At 45.9% G+C, this 19563-nt stretch carries 17 protein-coding genes, 1 tRNA gene and 4 pseudogenes; 7 read left to right on the forward strand and 15 right to left on the reverse strand.

Annotated features, from left to right (window positions below; all coding sequences use genetic code 11):
- Window positions 1-45 precede the first annotated feature (45 nt).
- The 6 genes from PaeBR_RS17795 to PaeBR_RS17820 form a co-directional block, all read right to left on the reverse strand.
- A complete protein-coding gene (locus tag PaeBR_RS17795) occupies window positions 46-195 on the reverse strand; it encodes a hypothetical protein (protein ID WP_410511864.1) in 150 nt (49 codons plus the stop codon).
- 903 nt (window positions 196-1098) lie between these two features.
- Window positions 1099-1185: transfer RNA gene (locus PaeBR_RS17800), tRNA-Leu, on the reverse strand.
- A 678-nt stretch (window positions 1186-1863) separates the two neighbouring features.
- Complete coding sequence (locus PaeBR_RS17805; RefSeq protein WP_410511865.1) at window positions 1864-2202, reverse strand: hypothetical protein; 339 nt, start codon at window positions 2200-2202, stop codon at window positions 1864-1866.
- Window positions 2181-2558: a hypothetical protein gene (locus tag PaeBR_RS17810; RefSeq protein ID WP_410511866.1), complete on the reverse strand. Its 378-nt coding sequence runs from the start codon at window positions 2556-2558 to the stop codon at window positions 2181-2183. Before PaeBR_RS17810 ends, PaeBR_RS17805 begins: the two co-directional genes overlap by 22 nt.
- Window positions 2559-2827: 269 nt before the next feature.
- A complete protein-coding gene (locus PaeBR_RS17815) occupies window positions 2828-4273 on the reverse strand; it encodes a DEAD/DEAH box helicase (RefSeq protein WP_410511867.1) in 1446 nt (481 codons plus the stop codon).
- A gap of 83 nt (window positions 4274-4356) precedes the next feature.
- Entirely contained in the window at window positions 4357-5010 is a 654-nt protein-coding gene (locus PaeBR_RS17820; protein WP_410511868.1) for an HD domain-containing protein, read from the reverse strand.
- Window positions 5011-5099: 89 nt separating this feature from the next.
- Here PaeBR_RS17820 and PaeBR_RS17825 point away from each other — a divergent pair, with 89 nt between their 5' ends.
- Window positions 5100-5498, forward strand: coding sequence for a GNAT family N-acetyltransferase (locus tag PaeBR_RS17825; protein WP_410511869.1), 399 nt, complete (start codon window positions 5100-5102; stop codon window positions 5496-5498).
- A 292-nt stretch (window positions 5499-5790) separates the two neighbouring features.
- Here PaeBR_RS17825 and PaeBR_RS17830 read toward each other — a convergent pair.
- Window positions 5791-6291: pseudogene (locus PaeBR_RS17830) on the reverse strand (glycoside hydrolase family 2); the annotation flags it as partial.
- A gap of 3 nt (window positions 6292-6294) precedes the next feature.
- On the opposite strand from PaeBR_RS17830, the pseudogene PaeBR_RS17835 reads away from it, so the two are divergent.
- Window positions 6295-6390 (forward strand): annotated as a pseudogene (locus tag PaeBR_RS17835) (transposase); the annotation flags it as partial.
- A pseudogene (locus tag PaeBR_RS17840) lies at window positions 6386-6637 on the forward strand (IS200/IS605 family element RNA-guided endonuclease TnpB); the annotation flags it as partial. The pseudogenes PaeBR_RS17835 and PaeBR_RS17840, both read left to right, overlap by 5 nt.
- A 77-nt stretch (window positions 6638-6714) precedes the next feature.
- Here PaeBR_RS17840 and PaeBR_RS17845 read toward each other — a convergent pair.
- From PaeBR_RS17845 to PaeBR_RS17880, 8 genes and pseudogenes are all read right to left on the reverse strand, one after another.
- A pseudogene (locus PaeBR_RS17845) lies at window positions 6715-7168 on the reverse strand (transposase); the annotation flags it as partial.
- A gap of 230 nt (window positions 7169-7398) precedes the next feature.
- Window positions 7399-8076: a glycosyltransferase family protein gene (locus tag PaeBR_RS17850; RefSeq protein WP_410511871.1), complete on the reverse strand. Its 678-nt coding sequence runs from the start codon at window positions 8074-8076 to the stop codon at window positions 7399-7401.
- Window positions 8061-9701, reverse strand: coding sequence for a glycosyltransferase (locus PaeBR_RS17855; protein ID WP_410511872.1), 1641 nt, complete (start codon window positions 9699-9701; stop codon window positions 8061-8063). The genes PaeBR_RS17850 and PaeBR_RS17855 overlap by 16 nt, the downstream gene beginning before the upstream one ends.
- Window positions 9698-10798 carry a glycosyltransferase gene (locus tag PaeBR_RS17860; RefSeq protein WP_410511874.1) on the reverse strand — a complete coding sequence of 367 codons (1101 nt, stop codon included), beginning with the start codon at window positions 10796-10798 and terminating at the stop codon, window positions 9698-9700. The genes PaeBR_RS17855 and PaeBR_RS17860 overlap by 4 nt, the downstream gene beginning before the upstream one ends.
- Window positions 10799-10973: 175 nt before the next feature.
- On the reverse strand, window positions 10974-11432 hold the full coding sequence (locus PaeBR_RS17865) for a hypothetical protein (protein ID WP_410511875.1): 459 nt from the start codon (window positions 11430-11432) through the stop codon (window positions 10974-10976).
- A 602-nt stretch (window positions 11433-12034) separates the two neighbouring features.
- A complete protein-coding gene (locus tag PaeBR_RS17870) occupies window positions 12035-14068 on the reverse strand; it encodes a methyl-accepting chemotaxis protein (RefSeq protein ID WP_410511876.1) in 2034 nt (677 codons plus the stop codon).
- A gap of 240 nt (window positions 14069-14308) precedes the next feature.
- The gene (locus tag PaeBR_RS17875) at window positions 14309-15256 is read right to left on the reverse strand and encodes a radical SAM protein (protein WP_410511877.1); all 948 of its coding nucleotides are present in this window, start codon (window positions 15254-15256) and stop codon (window positions 14309-14311) included.
- 243 nt (window positions 15257-15499) lie between these two features.
- Window positions 15500-15784, reverse strand: a complete 285-nt coding sequence (locus tag PaeBR_RS17880; protein ID WP_410511878.1) for an MBL fold metallo-hydrolase — start codon at window positions 15782-15784, stop codon at window positions 15500-15502.
- Between the two features lie 156 nt (window positions 15785-15940).
- Here PaeBR_RS17880 and PaeBR_RS17885 point away from each other — a divergent pair, with 156 nt between their 5' ends.
- Genes PaeBR_RS17885 through PaeBR_RS17900 form a run of 4 tightly spaced genes read left to right on the forward strand, consistent with a single transcriptional unit; the run spans window position 15941 to window position 19291 of the window.
- The gene (locus PaeBR_RS17885) at window positions 15941-17179 is read left to right on the forward strand and encodes an FprA family A-type flavoprotein (protein ID WP_410511879.1); all 1239 of its coding nucleotides are present in this window, start codon (window positions 15941-15943) and stop codon (window positions 17177-17179) included.
- A 17-nt stretch (window positions 17180-17196) separates the two neighbouring features.
- A complete protein-coding gene (locus PaeBR_RS17890) occupies window positions 17197-18414 on the forward strand; it encodes an NAD(P)/FAD-dependent oxidoreductase (protein WP_410511880.1) in 1218 nt (405 codons plus the stop codon).
- Window positions 18411-18572, forward strand: coding sequence for a rubredoxin (rd, locus tag PaeBR_RS17895; RefSeq protein ID WP_410511881.1), 162 nt, complete (start codon window positions 18411-18413; stop codon window positions 18570-18572). Before PaeBR_RS17890 ends, rd begins: the two co-directional genes overlap by 4 nt.
- A gap of 11 nt (window positions 18573-18583) precedes the next feature.
- The gene (locus tag PaeBR_RS17900; protein WP_410511882.1) at window positions 18584-19291 is read left to right on the forward strand and encodes a Crp/Fnr family transcriptional regulator; all 708 of its coding nucleotides are present in this window, start codon (window positions 18584-18586) and stop codon (window positions 19289-19291) included.
- Window positions 19292-19563 lie beyond the last annotated feature (272 nt).

A 19563-nucleotide genomic window follows, 5' to 3' on the forward strand; every position in this document is an offset into this window, starting at 1 on the left:
TTCTTGATGTGTACCGCTGTCTGCGGTTGAAATCCTGAGACAGCCTTATTCTTTCGTAGCGAGCTTTCCTGCGGAAAGCTTTCGGGCGGTCGCTATCGCTCCTCCAGTTCCAATATTCCCCTTCGTGACTTCTGCCTTTTTACCTGAAGCGGTGTAAATCCGGAGACCCATGCGACCGCTGCCGCTTTTCGGCAATCGTTCCGTCCTCTCTGCTCGGTTCAGCGTAACCCTTCAGGTCCATCTCAAGCTTTGCTCTTTGGTTTACTGGCCTTGCCTTGGCGTATGAGCATTAGCAGGAAAAACTCCCTTTAATTCAGGCATTAAACCGTTTTGAAGATAATTAAAGGGAAATTATACTTCTAAATCCGGCCATAATGAGGCGAACACTCACATTAGAGGGAGAAAATCCCGTTAATTCATTTCGTGGGAGTGTTACGTCTCCATTAAGAGGAGAAATTCCCGTTATTTAATAACGCGCCAACACAGCGGAGGGCCCTACGGGATTCTGGAGATACGATAGTTTTCACCTATAACAGCGTCGGAGGACCGCTCCGAACCCTTAGTCGCTTGATTCACGATCGGTCAACCGCTGATTTTGGTTTTGAGCCGGTATTCTTTAGTTCAACTTATATAGATACTTCTTTTTAATCCTTCCATCATGTTAGCGTTTCCTCGGTGTAGCCCCGGCACGTTGTTTTGCCGCGCTACAACAGCTTTAGACTCGAGGATGCGAGGTCCTGAAATGGCCTGTTCTTAGCCTGGGATTTCGCATCCACCCGGTATCGAACCGGACCGCATTGCATACTGACGATAGGATGGTGACCGTCCTTGCGCACAAAGGTGGCCGTCAAATCCCAATACGTATTTGGAGCGGGCCTGGCTCAATACCTGTTAAAAGCTAAAGGCTGAAATATGGTGGCACACATCTACAATGATTTGACCATATTCACTGATAGCAGCCAGCATATCCTCCCGCCCATGAATGGATTGCAGCATGGCTACATCCAGACATCCGGTAATTATTCCTGCCTCCGCCTAACTGTCCAAGTAAAACGCAAAAATAAAAACCCTTCCTAAGAAGAGTTTTGTTTGAAAGTATGGTGCGGTCAAGAGGACTCGAACCTCCACAATGTTTCCATTACTGGCACCTGAAGCCAGCGCGTCTGCCAATTCCGCCATGACCGCGAATTATGTATGGGGTGATTCAATCACCGTATTTAAGAATATATACTCTTTCTGAACATAATGCAAGCTTTATATTTGCTCTAATTAGTTTCCCGGTTTATCCACCTAAACTCTATGGAATTTACATAAGCTCCGATTTCCAAAAATATGCCTTCAATCATATCTGGCTTGCCCCTGGAATTGGGTTTGCGCTTATATCCGCCTGTAATACCGCTTGGTCTGTCTTATCCGCATCTATCCGGCAGGAGACGGTTCCGCCTGAATTACTAGGGAGAGTCTTAAGCTTTTCAAGAGTGCTGACAAGGGCCGCTCCCAATCTATGCTGTTTCAGAGGACACTGGGTGACGGATTACCGGAGAATCCGGGTGGTAGCTGACTATAACCGGTAACCCGCTTGCGATAAATAGTTGTAAACCATGCAGCTATAATCCTTGATTTAGCCCAAAATTGCAGCTTAATTGTATTCTGTACACTTATTTCTCCAAGTTTCCACCTAACTTGCCCGAACACGGTTTCTTAGTTGCACCAAGTACAATTAAAGCAAAAACGGATCGTTCCTGGCTTGAAATAATTGTACAAAGTACAATTAGACCGCAGCACGACGCGCATATTCTTTATTCTCTCGTCCTTTATTCTCTCGTTCTTTATTCTCCCGTACTTTTCTCACCCGCAGTTCCTCTACTCATCACCTATATACCGGTCTTTCCCGGCGCCAAGTCCAACGAGCAGCAGCACGACGCTATCACCAGACCAAAAGCAAAGCCGCCTGCAATACCGATAAAGATCGCCCATACCGCGATCCACGAGCTGCTGCCCAGCCACACTCCTCCAATGCCGATAATAAACAGAACGAAAGTGACCATAACCAAGCTGCCCTGGTTTTTCAAACGCCCCGCCCACAAAGGTGAGCGCCACATGTTTCTGGCGGAAGGAGCGCTCCTGCTCCCCGTTCCCGGAACCTAAATTACTCATCTGCGGAATCCAGAACAAGGTTGCTAGGCGGTGAGCATGAACCACATAGCCAGTGTCCCCCTCCAACCGAAGCCAGAGTGATCAGCCAGCGGTATACTGATCCCCGAGGCCACTGCTGCGCATAAATTCATCGATACGGTATAAACACCCGTCATTAATCCGATTTGATGAGGGAACTTCCCTTTGATCAAACCCGGAAGAAGCACATTACAAACCGCAATCGAAACTCCCAGCATAGCCGTACCGGTGAACAGCAGACCCGCCCCGGACGCCGAACGCACCAGAATACCGACAGCCAGCAGCAGCATGGAGAATAACAATACATTAGCCATCCCAAAACGGCGGGCAAGCTTCGGCGCAAATGGAGCACGCAAAGCCGCCGCGATAAAAATAATCTCCATTACGAGGATCCAGCGGTTATTTTTGGAGCGGGACCTGTCTCTATGTTGTATCTTTCAATTCCTGTTGCCTAGCCTCCATATGTGTTCTCCCCCATGCAAATTAAACCGGCAAGCGCAGAGCTTGCCAGAAGCATTGCAGATTCTATACTATTTATTGTTAATAAGGAGCTGTTCCGAAAGTCCTTTTAGGATCACTTCTGGAACAGCTCCTTTGGTTTGAATCGATGAGACGACCTACATTACCCTACGCTATGCCGCCACAGGACTGGCTATTTATTCGCAATATGAACCTTCAGTTGCTTACCCTTAATCGTCGTGTTCTTCATGGCTTCGAGCACCAGCGAACCTTTACCGTTCAATATATCCACATACGATATGTTATCCTGAATCGTGATAATCCCGATATCTTCCGCCGAGATCCCTTCGAGCTTGGCAATGGTGCCGACAAAATCCACAGCCCTAAGCTTCTTTTTTTTGCCGCCATTGAAGTACAGCTTCATGATTTCTTTGTTAAGGCCTTCACTCTTGTCCTTTTTACGGATGGGTTGTATATTGATCTTTTGCTCAAAAGCCTCTTTAGCATAGGCAACCGCATCCTCCGAAGGAGCCTTCATTACAGGAATATTGAAGCCAATATAGCCCTCAATTTCAGCAACCCATTTATGTTCATTCGGCGTTACAAAAGTGATCGCTTTGCCGGTCTTGCCTGCGCGTCCGGTTCGGCCGATCCGGTGTACGTAGCTTTCTTTTTCCAGTGGGATATCGTAATTGATGACATGTGTGATGCTCTCGATATCAATCCCTCTTGCTGCAACATCCGTAGCGATTAAATAGCGAAACTGACCTCTTTTAAAAGCATTCATCACCTCAAAACGCTCATCCTGCATCATGCCCCCATGGATTTTGTCACAAGGATATTGCAAATCGGCAAGCCCTCTGAACAAAGCATCCACTTGATCCTGCGTACGGCAGAAAATAATACAGCTGTCCGGATTCTCCACGGTGATGATGTCGCTCAGTAACCCAAACTTCGCAGCTTGCCTCACTTCGATAAGCGCATGCTCGATTTTTGCTGTTGTAACTTCCTCGGAATTAATCTCAATATCCAGCGGAGAGCTCATGTATTTGCGGCATAGATTCTTTACAGCGTCAGGTAATGTAGCGGAAAACAACATCGTCACATGGTCTTTAGGCAGCTTTTTCATGATGGCTTCCACCTGCTCGATAAAGCCCATGTTCAGCATCTCATCCGCTTCATCAATAACCAGATACTTCACCCGGTTCAAGTGAATGGTGCCTCTTTCTATATGGTCAGATACGCGTCCGGGCGTACCCACAACGACATGTGTTTTTTGCGTCAGTTCTGCCTTTTGCGGGGCAAAGGGCTGCTTCCCGAACAGGGCAACCGCCTTGATCCGCTTGAACCGGCCAATATTCGTGATATCCTCTTTCACCTGGGCGGCCAGCTCACGGGTTGGGGTCAGGATTAAGGCTTGCGGTTTATTCTCCGCCCAATCCACCAGCTCACATACCGGAATGCCGAACGCCGCTGTCTTGCCGCTGCCGGTTTGCGATTTCACGATTAGGTCCTGTTCCTGCAGCGCAGCGGGAATGACCCTGCTCTGTACCTCAGTCGGCTGCTCATATTTCAAAACATCCAATGCCTTCACGATTTCTTCACTTAGCTTATAATCCTTAAATTGTACTTCGCTCATATTCAACCTCTTCTATGCTGTTTATCTGGTTCAAGCGGAATGTCCGCCATTTTTCCATATTATGCACCTTATTATTATACCAGCTATTTGTCCCCTTGATTCCACTCCTTGTAGAACTGGTCCAGAAAACTCAGCATAAATTCATGCCGCTCCTCGGCTATTTTGCGTCCATAGGGTGTGTTCATTGAAAATTTCAATTTTAGCAGCTTCTCATAAAAATGATTGATGGCCGTTCCCTTGGAATAGTCCCGGTACTCTTCCTTCAAGGATTCCTCTCTGGGATCAACACCCGGATCATGGATGGGACGCCCCTTCGCCCCTGAAAATGCAAACACTCTGGAAATCCCGACAGCTCCAAGCGCATCGAGCCGGTCTGCGTCCTGTACCACCTGTCCCTCAAGCGATTTCATAGGTTCACCACCGCCCCCGCTAAAAGACATCGTCTCAATGATGTTCATAATGTGATTGATCTGCTCCTGATCCGTAAGGTGGTCCTTTAACCAAGTATGTACTTTTTGTAAACCTGCTTCTTTAGACGGGTTAAGTTTCTCATCCGCAACATCATGCAGTAATGCAGCCAGGGTACATATAAAAACATCGGCGTTTTCCATTTCGGCAATGGCACTTGCCGTATTCCGGACCCTGTCGGAATGCCACCAGTCATGTCCGGTCGTATCCTTCCCGAGCTGCTCTTTCACAAAGGCTTCGGTCCGGGAAATAATATACGTTTTATCCATAGTAAAAACTCCTTTAATGATCTCTTAAGTTCATCCTATTATACTGCGTTTATGTAATAATGAAATAAATGAACCTAAGGAGTGTACAAATGAACATCACCTACAAAATCAACACCCCGCTGGAAGCAGCAGAAGTCGCGGAAATATTCATAAGCTCGGGAATCAAGCGACCAGTTGATGATTTGGACCGTATCGAAAAAATGATTCAGCATGCGGATATTCTTGTCTCCGCGTGGGATGGGGATCAGCCAGTCGGAATTGCCCGGGCAATAACGGACTTCGCTTACTGCTGTTACTTATCTGATCTCTCAGTACGGCAGGATTATCAAAAGCTGGGCATCGGCAAAGGGCTGGTGAATGTTGTGCATGAACATATCGGTGAAGAGGTGATGCTGCTGCTATTAGCCGCTCCCGCCGCTATGGAATATTATCCAAAAATCGGGTTCGACAAGCTGGATAATGCGTTCATGATTCCCAAATTAAGATAGACAGGAGTAGGGGAAACTGACTAACGGGAATTATTCCCGCTAATAAGATCTGCAGTGCGCGTGGAGATCAATTAACGGGATAATTTTCCTTTAATAGGCCCATAACGGGTTATTTCTTGCAAATAACGTGAGATTTTCCCATTAAAATATACCAGTGCCCTCATTCTTGGTAGTCACCAGATTTCTGCATCGAATGCAACAAAAAGGCTATTCCTCTGGTTCATGTCTTTGCCGGAGGAATAGCCTTCATTTTTAATCTTTTGCACAAGCTGCATTTACGATTGCTGTCTGCTCATTTACCTTCATTAATCGCTCTGATTACCTCTAAAGGAAGCTTGGGCTTCCGGTCATACGTCAGTAAGCCGTTGATCTCCTGTTCCACATCCGTTAGCTGCGTATAGCAGTATCCCTGCACAACTCCGGATAACTGCAGGGGTTCGATTACGGCACGTAAACGTTCAGTGAAATCCTCATCGTTTTCCGCGCCGGAGTAACCCCAACCGTCCCAGTGGCTCTTTTTCTAGGCGACGCCGCCGAACTCCGTGATTAGTATCGGCTGATTCTGATAAGGGAATCCCTCTACAGCCAGCTTCCGGTAGCCCGGACTTCCGCCAACCGCATTTTCAACAGAAGAATACCGTTCCTGCAGCACCTCACGCCGCCATTCATAGTCATGAATATTAAATAAATCCGTGCTCACCAGCTCCCATCCGTCATTGGACGGATGATTGTAATCCCGTTCAATAGGCTCCTGCCACTCGTTGGTGAACCGGCGGACATATTCTTCCGAGTATCAATATCTGAAATGGAAAGCGACAAAGATCATATCCATCTGCTTGTTGAATGTACACCGCAACACGCAATACCCAGTATGATTAAAGTTTTAAAAGGTCAAAAGCAAGAAGAATCCTGTACAGTCTTACCAAACAAACTACACCAATGGAAACATTGCAATTATAGATCACCACATCAAGTTACCTATACTCGGACTCGTGAAGTTTGCCAAAAGTCGTGAAGTCGAAGGACGTATTCTGAACGCTACGGTTAGACGCAATCCGAGCGGCAAATACTTTGTGTCTGTGCTTGCAGAAGTTGAAATCTGCGAGTTGCCCAAGACAGGCAATGAAGTTGGCATAGACCAACATTTGATGCTCATGCTACTTTTATAGATGATTTTTCAGATAAAAAGAAACTATATAAGTTGAACCAATGAGGCTTACATTCGTATACAGAGCCGATCAATAATCTTCATTGGGTCTTTCATAATGTTGTCCATAAAAGTCCCTGCATTCTTCCGGATCTCAGAAGTCGTATGATAAAAAACGTTGTTGATGACATCTGCCTTCAGCCACTTCCATAGTCCCTCCACAAGATTGAGTTCAGGCTGTAGGGTGGAGAAATACAAGTTCAAGCCGATTTTCATTTTCTTGAAGGAAACTTTGGAGTAACCTTTTGCAAACCAAGTCTTCTGAAGCGCTTGATAATCACGAATCATGCTCTCATCTTCAAACAATAAATGATCAATTTCGCCGTTCTCGTAATTTTTTTAACCTTGGGAAGGTGGTTTCGACAAACAAGCGTCGCTTTTCTTCGTCAGCTGCTGCAAGCGTATAGGTAAGCTTGGTGTAGCTCATATCCATTCGATGCATGAGTTTGGAGATGCCACGAATGGAGTATGTTTTACCAAATTCCCGATGAATGCGGAACAAAATCCATGATGACCTTTTTCAGCTTCTCTTGCTGCTCTTTGTTCAGTTGTTCTGGCGGCCCGGGTGAAAACTTCATTTCCAGCCGTCCAATCCCTTCTTGCGGTAAAGTCGCAGATAGGTATTGACTGTGCTTTCCTTCCTCCTGATACTTATGGCAATATCCTCATTGGCTTTGCCGAGCAGGTGCAGTTTTACTTGGAATTTAAATAAGTGTGGCAAAATAGTTTTCGTGCCACGGCAAAAGCCAAGCCTGTCTTCGCGATTCCAGAGTCATGCAAGCACCACGGCTTTTCCTGTTTCGGGACAGCAACGGCGTATCCTGCTTTCGCAAATTCCATGCATTGCGATACATCGTAGAAATGCCAGCCTTGAAACAGGTCTTCCCGCCAGGGCAAATCGTACTGGGTAACCATCAGAAGTCCGTCGACGACCTGAACCATTCCGTATTCTCTACTAACTTCATGAGCCAGAATCAATTGCATGTTGCCTTGATGGCTATCGTACACCTTTCCAACCTTATCGCCGCTCTCCCACCAGATGCCGTTCGCGGGAATCGTTCTGGCACCGATGACGCCGAGCATTCCGATGTTTGCGTTGTTTCGGAACAGGGACAGCATGTCATAAATAAAATGGGAATGGATAATAAAAACATCCTGATGCAAATACACTTTATATTTCGCATCGGACCGTCTCATCGCTTCGTTATAGCCTGCCGTCATGCTGGAGGCGCCCTCGATCGAAATCAGCTCGATTTCATAACCATCCGGAACCGTCAGCGACCTTATATAAGCTGCAGACTCTTCATACAACATCCCATCGTTCGTACAATAAATGAATGATATTTTCTTGTCGTTCATTTCTGCACCCATTCTATGTTAGAAACGAATTCAGCCGCAGAAGCGGTAAGACCTCGGGCGAAGCTGGCATCGGCAAGCAAGCGGATCGTTTGTTCCTTTTCAATGATGTCGTTCTGCAAAATGACCGCGATATCCTCGTACCCGATTTCGCCACCGTTCATCATCGTCATGATTGTATTTATGCTTTCTACACTTTCAATGTTCCGCTCGATTCTCCGCAGTAAAAACTTCAGCTTTTGCCGCAGTCCGGATTCCGAATCGTTGCCTGTGGGCGCATGTTTCGAAGCCTGAAACAAATACTGATACGTTTCGTACTGATCCCACAAGCTCTCATGGCTCCACTTGCATAGCTCCATCATGAAAGCTTCATCCTGTTCCGTACGTCCAAGGGTAACCCGACTATAATTCAAGTTGTCATATCCTGTTTCCTTAAACATTTTGCAAATTTCGTAAAACGTAAAAAAGCGGATATGCGTTCGATCCAGCAGTCCTCTATCGGTATACGTCCAATATCCGTTCAGCAGATCCCGGATCAAGCTAATGTGCATAGCGTTAGGAATGCTGGCCAGCACTTTACCGTCTTCTTTCAAGCAGAGAGCTATGTTTTTTAACACCTTCCAGGGATCGTACAAATGCTCCAGCACGTCCCCGAAAATGACATAATCGAAAAATTGCTTCGGGTAACGCAGATCCATCGTTTCGATGTTCTGACTTTCCACTTGCGCTACCAAAGAGGCAACTGAGGCGGAATGTTCGTTCAATTCGACTCCGTACAGTTCCGCATGCGGAAATAAATTCTTCAGCTGCAGCAAGGTGGCCCCGCATCCGCACCCGACTTCAAGAATGCGGAGCGGATCGTCCTTTTTTCGGTCAATGAGCGATAGGAGATCGTACCGTATATGGGTGGAGTAGACGGGGTTGAATTTCCATTTCTCCGCAAATTTACTTTCGTTTTCCTGCAGCACGCTTGAAAAGGAGGACGGATTCTCGTTAAACGAGGCACTACCAAAATGCTGAATGAACGTATCCTTGCACAGCATCAGTTTGTATCCGGCGAATCTGATCCGCAAACAATAATCTTCATCTTCGTAGTTGCCGGGGGAAAATCGTTCATCGAGCCATCCGACCTTTTCGAACACTTCGCGTTTCATCAGCAGGCAATAGCCGATGAGCTTGATCCGTTCCTCCCATTTCGCGGGATCGGCCTTATTATATTCCCCGGCAAACAGGTCAAGCTCTTCCAGCGTGCGGTAGGGTACGGGAATCGCCGTATAGTAGGCGGCGGCGTTGGTCACTGGGCCTACGGCCCCTATGCGTTCGTCGCTGCGCAGGCAGTTGAGCAGCTGGTCGAGCCAGTTGACCGTTACGATCGTATCGTTGTTCAGCAGCAGCATATAGTCCCCAGTCGCAGCCGCCATCCCTTGGTTGCATCCTTTGGGGAACCCAAGGTTCTCTTTATTATAGAGAACATGAAGATCCGGCTGCTCTTTCAACCATTCAACTGTACCGTCTGTGGAACCGTTATCGACGATAATCAGCTCGTAGCTGCCCTCCTGTGTATAACGGCGTATACTTTCAAGGCACAGCTTGGTGTATGTCAGGTTGTTGCGCGTAAGGATCACTATGCTTGTTTTCATACCTGTTCTCCTTTTTCCTGGTTATAAAGGTGCTTCTCCAGAATTTGTTTATTGTTTAAGATAGCCGGATCGTTCGGCAGATAGGAATAGGCAATTTCGTTATGATGATACGCTTGTTCCAGCATTCCCAGCTTGCCGTAACAGATAGCCAGTTGAATATGGGGAAGCCATGTATGAAACTCCATTCTAATCAATCCCCAGGAGTCCTTCGGTTGTTCCAAATGCAATGCGAGATTGAACCAAAAAATAGCGATATTCCATCTTTCTTTCATAAAAAAATAATTGCCGATCCTGCAGCAGGATTCAGCGTTCGGCAGATCATACTCCAAAGCTTTGAATAGATACTGCAGCTCTTTTTCCAAGTTTCCAAGTTGATGGTAGCATTGAGCCATTTTCCCGCATACCGCTATGTTGTCTTCCAGACCGGGCCATTCTTCGTCTAAAAATCGAAGATACTGTTCAATCGCTTTTTCATAAAAACCGTTTTCCACGAGTTCATCGCCATAGTGAAACATGTCGCGAGGAGAAAGCTGTTCGCCTTTGGTTATGAGCTTTTCATAAATGTTTAAATTGCGGTTCTTATTTTGGTGCACTCTGTTATGGGATACGGCGGCATCGCTGTAATAGATTTTGGCATCGCTGCCCAAATACAAATATTCGTGAACCGCTCCAATCCACTTATAGTTGTTGATTCGCTTGACGAGTCTGTTTCTGCGGCAACTTGCTACCGGATTTTCTTGTTGATCCAGTACAACATGATATTTCATCGAAACCGAATCTACTGCGGGATCAAGTGATTTTTTTAATTCCAACAGCTTTTGCCTGTCTTTCTCGAACAGTTGATCGTCCGCATCAAGCCAAAGGATGTAGTCCTTCGTAGCAAGGCTGAAGGAATAGTTTCTGGCTGCCGCAAAATCGTCAATCCATGCAAAATCATAGATGCGGTCCGTATATAGGCTAACTTTTTTTTGGGTAAGATCCGTAGAGCCTGTATCCACAATGATGATTTCATCTGCAATTCCTTTTACGGAATCAAGGCATTTGGCAATCGTATGCTCCTCATTTTTCACGATCATGCACAAGCTAACCGTTATCATTGGATCACCCCTGTTAGAAAAAAATTCTGCTATACATTATGTGAAAATCATAGAGATGGATTGGACAAAGGATTAGGAAATGGCGGATTTTTAGCGAAATAAGGAAGTGAAAATGCAGCTAACCTCAAGAAAGAGGATAACTGCATTTTCAGACAATTTTTTTCATCTTACTTTATTACGTGATCGGAGTAACTGCTAAACCATCTTGTGCGATGCCAACGAAGTTTTCAGGGCCAACACGGCTAACAACACCCAATAGCGAAGTAGCGCTTATAAACAGTTGATAAACTGTCTCGGCTGCTGCAGGAGCTGTAATGTCTGACGCAGTGAGGGAAATCAAATTAGCACCAGTAAGAACAGAAATGAAGTGATCAGCTGTATAGATGACTAATCCGGCACCAAATGCGCCGGCACCTCTTTGTACATTAAGAACTACGGTAGCTACAGCGGTAGACGCTACGCCCACTGTACCTGCAAGATGAACGATAAGTCCATTCGTCCCAGTGCCTGCAACACCTTGCGTTTGCAGACCAATAACGCCTATCGATGTAGGTGCTGTCACCACTCCTGTACCGGGGGGAAAACCGAAAGTGCTAGAGTTCTCGGAAATTCTCATATCAAGAAATCTTCCCATTGTTATTCACCTCCTTTTTGAATCTACATTACTATATGAGAAATTCTACGAGGTGGCATGGATGAATATGGAATGTTGTGCCTTAATTTCATTATCTTAGCTATCAAGCGTATTTAGATTTGAACCCATTTGTTTATGTCTTCTGTAAGCGGTTTGAGTAAACCGACAAAAGAAAAGAAGTAAACAAAAAAAGAGACCCTTGCTTCCACGTACTTACATAATTAAGTGTTCATTCATCTAATTTCCTCCATACCAAAAAAAGCGTTCACCCAATAGAGTGAACGCCTAATTACTTCAAGACTTTAATCGATAGTAGTCGCGCATGCCATGTTAAGAATGTAAGCGTCAAACAGCCCACACCTTGTCATCCAGATGAGGGCTGTAATGAAGATAAAGTTTAGGATTTCGTTACCCGACAATGCAGCGGTAGCGTGGACGAACAAGGCAACAACGAATCCAACGCTTCTGCATCCTTCATAACACACCTTTTTCATAAAATACCGAGCCGTCCAGTAATATAAACTTTAATGGCATGCTATCTGGAAGTCCATTTGCGCGTGCTTGCTTATATTAAAAAGGATATAAAGATTTCATTAAATAACTTATATTTTGAACATGTCCACTATCGTTTGCAGCTCTTTGGCGCTTTGCGTATTTTCATCCGCCATCTTCGCTTCCAGTAACGTTTTCTCTACGATATCTGAGGTTTTCTCCGCAATATCAGTAATACCCGCCGCACCCTCATTAACCGTTGCAGCCACCTCATTTACCGCAATGGCAATACTGGACACAATCGTGCTTAAATGATCGGAAGCTTTTTCAAAATCAATCATTAGCTCATTAATCATTGAAGCATCATTATTGTACTGCTGACTAACCTCTTCCAACCTCTTATAATCTCCGAGCACATTCTGATCCACAAAAGAAAGTATCGCTTCCGAGTTCTCCTTCATTTGCTCCACAGAAGAGTAGACATCCATAACTACCCCTTGAATCCCGGCAGCTGTTGCAGAAGATTTCTCAGCCAGTTTTCGGATCTCCCCGGCTACAACCGCAAAGCCTCTTCCGGCTTCCCCTGCTCTTGCAGCTTCAATGGCGGCGTTCAGGGCAAGGAGATTGGTCTGGCTGGTAATCGAAAGTATAGTATCGGCCAGAACATTAATTTCCGAAATCGATTCGGACTGCTCAATCGCCCGTTCCATCTTCTCCCGAACGGACTCATAGATCGCCTTCGCATTCTGTGTGGATTCCAGCGCATCATGCTGCAGGGCCAGGGCCCGCTCCGTGATTTGATCCGAGACCTCAGCACCTTCTTTAACTTTATCGGAAATGGTACTTACATTTGAATCAATCTCATGAATCGCGGCAGTCATCTCTTGCGTAGAGGCAGCAGTCTCCTGCATCCCTGCCGATAATTGCTCGGTAGTTGCAGCATTATCATGCGCATTCTCCCTCACATCACCAGACAGCCTCTCCAGCGTTTCCGCATTATCCAATACTTTTGTAGAGATGGTAATCAGGCTCTCAGCCGTTTCCTTGAGCACTGCCCGGGTCCTAAACATCGCCTTGGCAATGAGGCCGGTCTCATCCTTGTTCTTCACAAGATACTCATATTGAGTGTCGTACTTCAGATCCAGCTCTGCTGTCTTATTAATCAGCTCTGTCAGCTTAACAATCGGTGCCGAGATTTTTCCGGCTACAACCAGGCCGATGAGAAAAGTTAACAGGATACTTACAAGTCCTAATAAAACAATAAATGAGGTCATTTCGTCCACAGGCTTCATAATTTCTTTTACGTCCCCGGTCAGAACAAGGGTCCATTTCGTTTCAGGTAATACAATATAAGCTGCCTTCTTGTCGACACCCTTAAAGGTATATGTCACTAAAGCATCTTCCGGCTTTTCGCCGCCTTTTACCTTCTCTACCACTGCCTTGATTTGTTCATTCTCTACGGGCAGTCCGATTTTACTTTTATCCGGATGGAACAACATAACTCCAGTCTCATCAACCAGGTAGGCATAGGACGATGGGGCATTCGCCACTTTTGCTTCCGCCAAATACTTGATCATACTATTGGCAGTGACCGCCGAGGCTACAAATCCAACCATCTCTCCGTCACTCTTCACGGGGTGCACGAAAGCTACTATATACGCTCCTGTAGATTTCGACTTCAGCGTCTCGCTAATTACAGGCACCTTTGTGGACAACACATTCTTCGTATAATTTCTGTCGCTGAAGTTCGCTCCAAGCAGCTTCGTATCACTGTCTGCGACATCGTTGCCCTTCATATCAACTACAAATATATGCTCAAGGTTTCCCGCATCCTTCACCAACCCCTGGAGCTTCGTATTCACCTCACCCTGAAGCTTATCACCAGCCTCAAGTTCCCCATTTCCGGCTTTGACGAGCAGATCCACAATTTCACTATGACCTGCAATGAGGGCTATGCTTCTCTTTTCCTTGTCAATCATGGACTCTATGGTTTCCGCTTTATTTGTATTTACCTGCTTCATAGAATTCTCTGTAAGGTTCAGTATCGAATCTGTTGATTTATTGTACGTAAAAACCCCCATTACCAAAGTAGAAAGCAGTGTTACAGCAATCATCATAATTGATAGTTTCGTTCGAATCTTCATCTTGTTCTACATCCTTCCGCCATAATCTCTACTTTTGTTAAGGAATCCATTCAATACACGCAATTGCTTTTTATTACGATTAATATCGGATTAAATTTCTTATAATTGAATATTGAATTGCAAAAATTAAAGAAAAATATCGCATTTTGTCGAAAAATAATTTGATAGCACAGCATAAAAAGCAGCCCGGTGAGGAACCAGACTGCCCTGTAGTCACTCAATATCTTGTTATCCCAACCCTTATACCCCTTGCGGAAACAACGCATCCAGCGCCGGACAAGGCTGCTTATCCAAAAACTGCGCCAACGGTGCAGGCATATTGCTGTAAAGCTCCTTAAGCGAGGTTCCATTATAAATGTTGCCGATAATCACCGGATGGCACAGCTCGGAGATCAGAATATCCCCGTTGCCGTGCAGGTGAAGCTGCTTTTTTCCTTCTATACAATGTGGGAAGTATACACCAGGCTGCTCCTGAAAGCCAAGCGCCTCCATAAACCGGTCCATACATGTGAAATATAAGGTGGTGTCCTCTTTCTTCCGCTCAATTAGCTCATTTACGGCATTCTTCAATTGTTCCCGGGCCGCAATGGACTTCCAGCCGCTGTGATCCATGATAATGCTGTTCTGAATCTCATGTGTTCTAACGCCCATAGAATAGACATGATCGCTGATTTCCCGCATGTTATCCTGGGTTTCACTGAACAGCAGCGTCTCCAGCACCGTATCCACGCTGGTGGCTGCGAACAGGGCAATGTTTTCTCTTATTTTCTCATAAATACTTGGATGAATATTGTAGTATCGGGAAAAAGCCTCGGCCGTCGTAAAGTTAAAAGAAATATGTATCGTCGTCAGTCCTGCGTCAACCAACTGTCCAATCCGTTCAGCATTCAGCAGACTGCCATTGGAGTTAAGCTGTGTTTGAATGCCTCTGGAGGTACAGTAGGCTACAATCTCGACACAGTCCTGGAACTTTAAAGTGACCTCGCCGCCGGACAGGCGCACTCTTTTCAAATGGGGAAGCTCCCCGAGAATCCGGATAACCTCACTGGCGTTAAGGCTCTGCCCGTCATTTCTATTGTAGGCACAGCAGTAATCGCAGCGGAAATTGCAATTGGAGGTTACCCCGATTTCCAGCCCTTCCAGCTCGTAAGTAACCGGTTTGTCTAGCTCTAATGATTTATACTTCATGTTCTGAATTCCCCCGAAAAAATAAAATATTCTGCTATGAGTCCAACTAAACAATTATAAAGCTTCCGGGGGATGGTTTATGTGACTTTTATTCCTGCAAAAATGCTCTACGGGAGACATATACGAAACGTTCCGCTCTCGCCATAACATGGAATTTCTGCTCCGGAAAATGGCGGTACATATAATCGACGAAATACCCCGGATTCTCTGCATTCCCTGCAAAGAGATCATAATGGAGCGGAATTACCGTCTCAGCAGAGGAATGGTACCTACATCCAAATGATCATCGTGGTCATGCGTAATTAGACATACATCAGCATGGGTAATATCCTCCGGTGCAATGGGAGCCGGATAGTTACGGTCAGGGTTATGCGATACATAAGGATCAATGTAAACCGTTACTCCGTCTCCTTTGATAATCACACTTTCCTGCCCGAGGAACCATACCGCCAGACAGCCATACGGAACCTCCGTGCGCTTCACCTCTTCTATCAATTCCTGTCCTTTTCGTACAGACTTGTTCTCCATACAGCCACAACCCTTCAAATTTTATCAAAATCGTGATCAGACGCATAACCCGGTCCCACAAATTTGTGTAAATTTGATTCAAATCCTCTTATTCATTTTGCAGCCAGTATACAATCAGGTTGTTGGTTGACACATTATTATTGGAGGATGGTAGAAATGAATACAGAAATCAAGATCGCACCGGAAACCTATTGGGTTGGGAAAATTGACGACCGGGAGGTTCCCTTCCACCGTCTGATTTTAACGAAGGGTACCACTTATAATTCATACCTGTTGAAGACGGGCAAGCCGACGGTTATCGATACAGTTGATATGGAATTCGGCAGGGAATATGCGGAACGCCTGGCAGAGCTGATCGATCCTCTCGATATTCACTATATAGTTATTAACCATACCGAGCCTGATCACTCCGGAGGAATGGCCGCACTGGCTGGCAAAGCAACGAATGCCACCATTGTCTGCACTGAAATTGCAGTGCCCGAGCTGCAGGAAATGTACAAGCTTCATCACCGTAATTTCCTTGTGGTTAAAGACGGAGATACGCTGGATATCGGCGGCAAAACGCTGTTGTTCAAAGAAACACCTTATCTGCATACCGCAGAAACCATGATTACCTATTGCCTGGAGGACAAAATCCTGTTCCCGTGTGATATTTTCAGCACCCATGTTGCTGTGGACACGCTCTTTAGTGATGAAGCCGGAAATGATATTACCGATGATTTTATCGGCTATTATAACGCCATTATCCACCCGCACAGACGGTATGTAAGGACTCTGATAGAAGCTGTCAAGGACTTGGAGATCGAGATGATCGCTCCCTCCCACGGTTATATCATCCGGAAGGATGTTCAGAAATATATCGACCTGTACGCAACACTGAGCCGTGAAACTACAGAGGGTAAAAAAGTGGCCATCGTCTATACAACGCTTAAGAACAGCACCAAAAAAATAGCAAAAATCCTTCAGGACTCCTTCCAGGAAAACAACATCGCCGTAGATGTTTGGGATGCCGACAAAGCCGACAAAACAGACATCCTGAGCAGTATTGCGGGAGCGGATGCGGTATTTATCGGCAGCTCCACCAAGTATGCGGATATGACCGGCACGAATCTGGAGGACATTCTCAAAGAGCTGCAAAGCCTGAATCTTGAAGGTAAACTCGCAGCGGCCTTTGGCTCCTATGGCTGGAGCGGTGAGGCGATTGAAGTGGTTCAGGATTACCTTAACGGAACGAACATGACTGTGCAAAGCACATCCGATGTTATTAAGTCCACAGGCATGACCCATGTTGAATTCCCGGTCCGCATTAGATTTTCCCCCAAAGAAACAGAAAAGGTTCAAAAAATAAAACATGCAGCAGAGTTCGTCTCGGATTTACTGCTCAGCTCGATTTAGAAAGGAGAGGCGACAATATGGAACATTTTGTAATCGTAGGCAGCGGAGTTGCCGCCGTTCATGCGGCCAAGGCGATCAGAGATCATGACCGTGACGCGGAAATATTTATTCTTGGTGAAGAAGATCATCTCCCCTACAACCGGATCAAGCTGACCAAAGGATTATTCAGCGACCTGTACAGTGAGAAAGTACTGATTAAGAAAGAAAAGTGGTATCGTGAAAATAACATCTCCATCAAAACGGGAACCCGGATTGTTTCTGTTAATACGGACGGTAAGACAGTGGAAACAGCGGATGGCTCCCTCATTCCTTATCATAAGCTGCTGCTGTGCATGGGGGCAACCAACAGAACACTCTCCATGGAGGGTGCCGGTTTGAAAAATGTTCATACCCTCCGGGATTTACGCGACGCCGATCAACTAAAGTCCAGCTTGGAGAGCGGCACTCATGCGGTTATCATCGGTGGCGGCGTTCAGGGTCTGGAAACAGCTTGGGCCTTGTTCGAGGCAGGCTGCAAGGTATCTGTTATTGAAGCTTTCCCCCGCTTTATGGGCAGACAGCTCGACGAAAGATCTTCCCGGATTTTGCAGGAAAAGATGGAACACGCCGGAGTAAGTATTACACTGAACGCTGCAGTTGCAGCCATCTCCGGTACAGAGCAGGTTCAGGGAGTCGTACTTGCTGACGGATCCGTCATTCCTTGCCAGCACGTGGTCTACTCCATTGGAATCGTACCGAATACAGCGCTTATCAAGAATACGGAAATTGAGGTTCGTAACGGTGTAATCGTCAATGAAAAGATGGAAACAAGTGTTGAACATGTCTATGCAGCTGGTGACCTTGCGGAATTCAATGGTTGTGTGGAAGGACTATGGGGCGGAGCTATCGAGCAGGGTAAAATTGCCGGAGCTAATATGGCGGCAAGTACGGCAGTGTATGAAAAAGCCATCCCCGTTACTCTTTTCAATGCGTTCGGCACTTCCCTGTTCTCTATGGGTCTGGTGGATGAGAGTCAATGTGATTATAGCGTGAAGAGTGAGGAAGACGGGGTCTACACGCGTATCTTTGTGAAAGATCATACAATGGTCGGAGTCATCTCCTTCGAAGGGGCTGCCGCATCCTTGCCTTATAAATCCGCTATCGAGCACAAAATCAGCCTTGCCGGCCTTGATTTGCAAAATATAAGTGTCGCTGACCTCATGAATTCAATCCAAAAGGAGCTGAATGTTGTATGAAAAAATATATATGTCTACCCTGCGGCTACATCTATGATCCCGCAATAGGCGATCCCGATGAAGATGTTGCACCCGGAACAGATTTTAAGGATCTGCCCGAGGACTGGAGCTGTCCCGTCTGCGGTGAGGACACGAGCCATTTCGAACCTGTCAATTAGGGGGTATGAATATGATAGAAACTTCCTGCAAATACGCCGCAGAGCCTTGTGCCCGTAAAGTACCTATCTTCTCTTCATTAACAAATGAAGACCTGGTTCAGATTAGCGCCATGATCAAGCACCGGAAATACAGCAAGGGACAGCCGCTGATTCTGGAGGAAGAGCCGTCGGATACGCTGTACATTATCAAAAAAGGACATGTTAAACTGCTTAAAATGACCCCGCAGGGTAAAGAGCAAATCTTGCATATCCTAACCACTGGCGATTTCTTTGGCGAACTGAACATTTTCAACAGTGATGAACTCAGCAATTTCAGCGCCTATGCATTAAAGGAAACAGACATTTGTTTGCTGACCAAAGCCGATATGGAGCAGCTTATTAAAGAGAATCCTGATATTTCGCTAAGATTGCTAAAGACCATAACCAAGAGGTTGGCACATACCGAAAATTTGGCCCAGAGTCTCGCTACCAAGGACCCGGAAATCCGGATTGCCTATATGATTCTTGAGCTAACTGATAAATACGGCAAGCCGCAAAATGGTCACATTCATATCAATCTCCCTCTCTCCCGTGAGGAATTGGCCAACTATGTCGGGGTCACAAGAGAGACGATCAGCAGAAAATTCAGCAAATTCGAAGAGCTTGGAATTATAGAGCTAATTGGCAACAAGCAAATGATTCTTAAAGATAGAGCTACGCTTGAGCAGTATATCGATTAAAAGAGCGTGCTTAAAAGAGGACGCTACGCAAGAACGGACCGTTGCTACAATTGCTGTTGCATCCAGATTTATTGAATTAACCCTTAGCAGGGTAAATCCGGATACAGCTTATGCTTTCGATGAGAGCTTTCCTTCGGAAAGCTTTAGGGCGAACGCTACCGCTTTTCCGCAATCAGTCCGTCCTCTCCGCTGCTTTCAGCGGGGGCAGTCACTCAAAGGAAAATAAAGTATTAGCCTGACCCCAAGAACCGAAACAGCGGTAGCCATGGACG

The sequence above is a fragment of the Paenibacillus sp. BR2-3 genome (genome assembly GCF_046529485.1).
In the GTDB taxonomy this organism is placed as follows: Bacteria; Bacillota; Bacilli; order Paenibacillales; family Paenibacillaceae; genus Paenibacillus_AQ.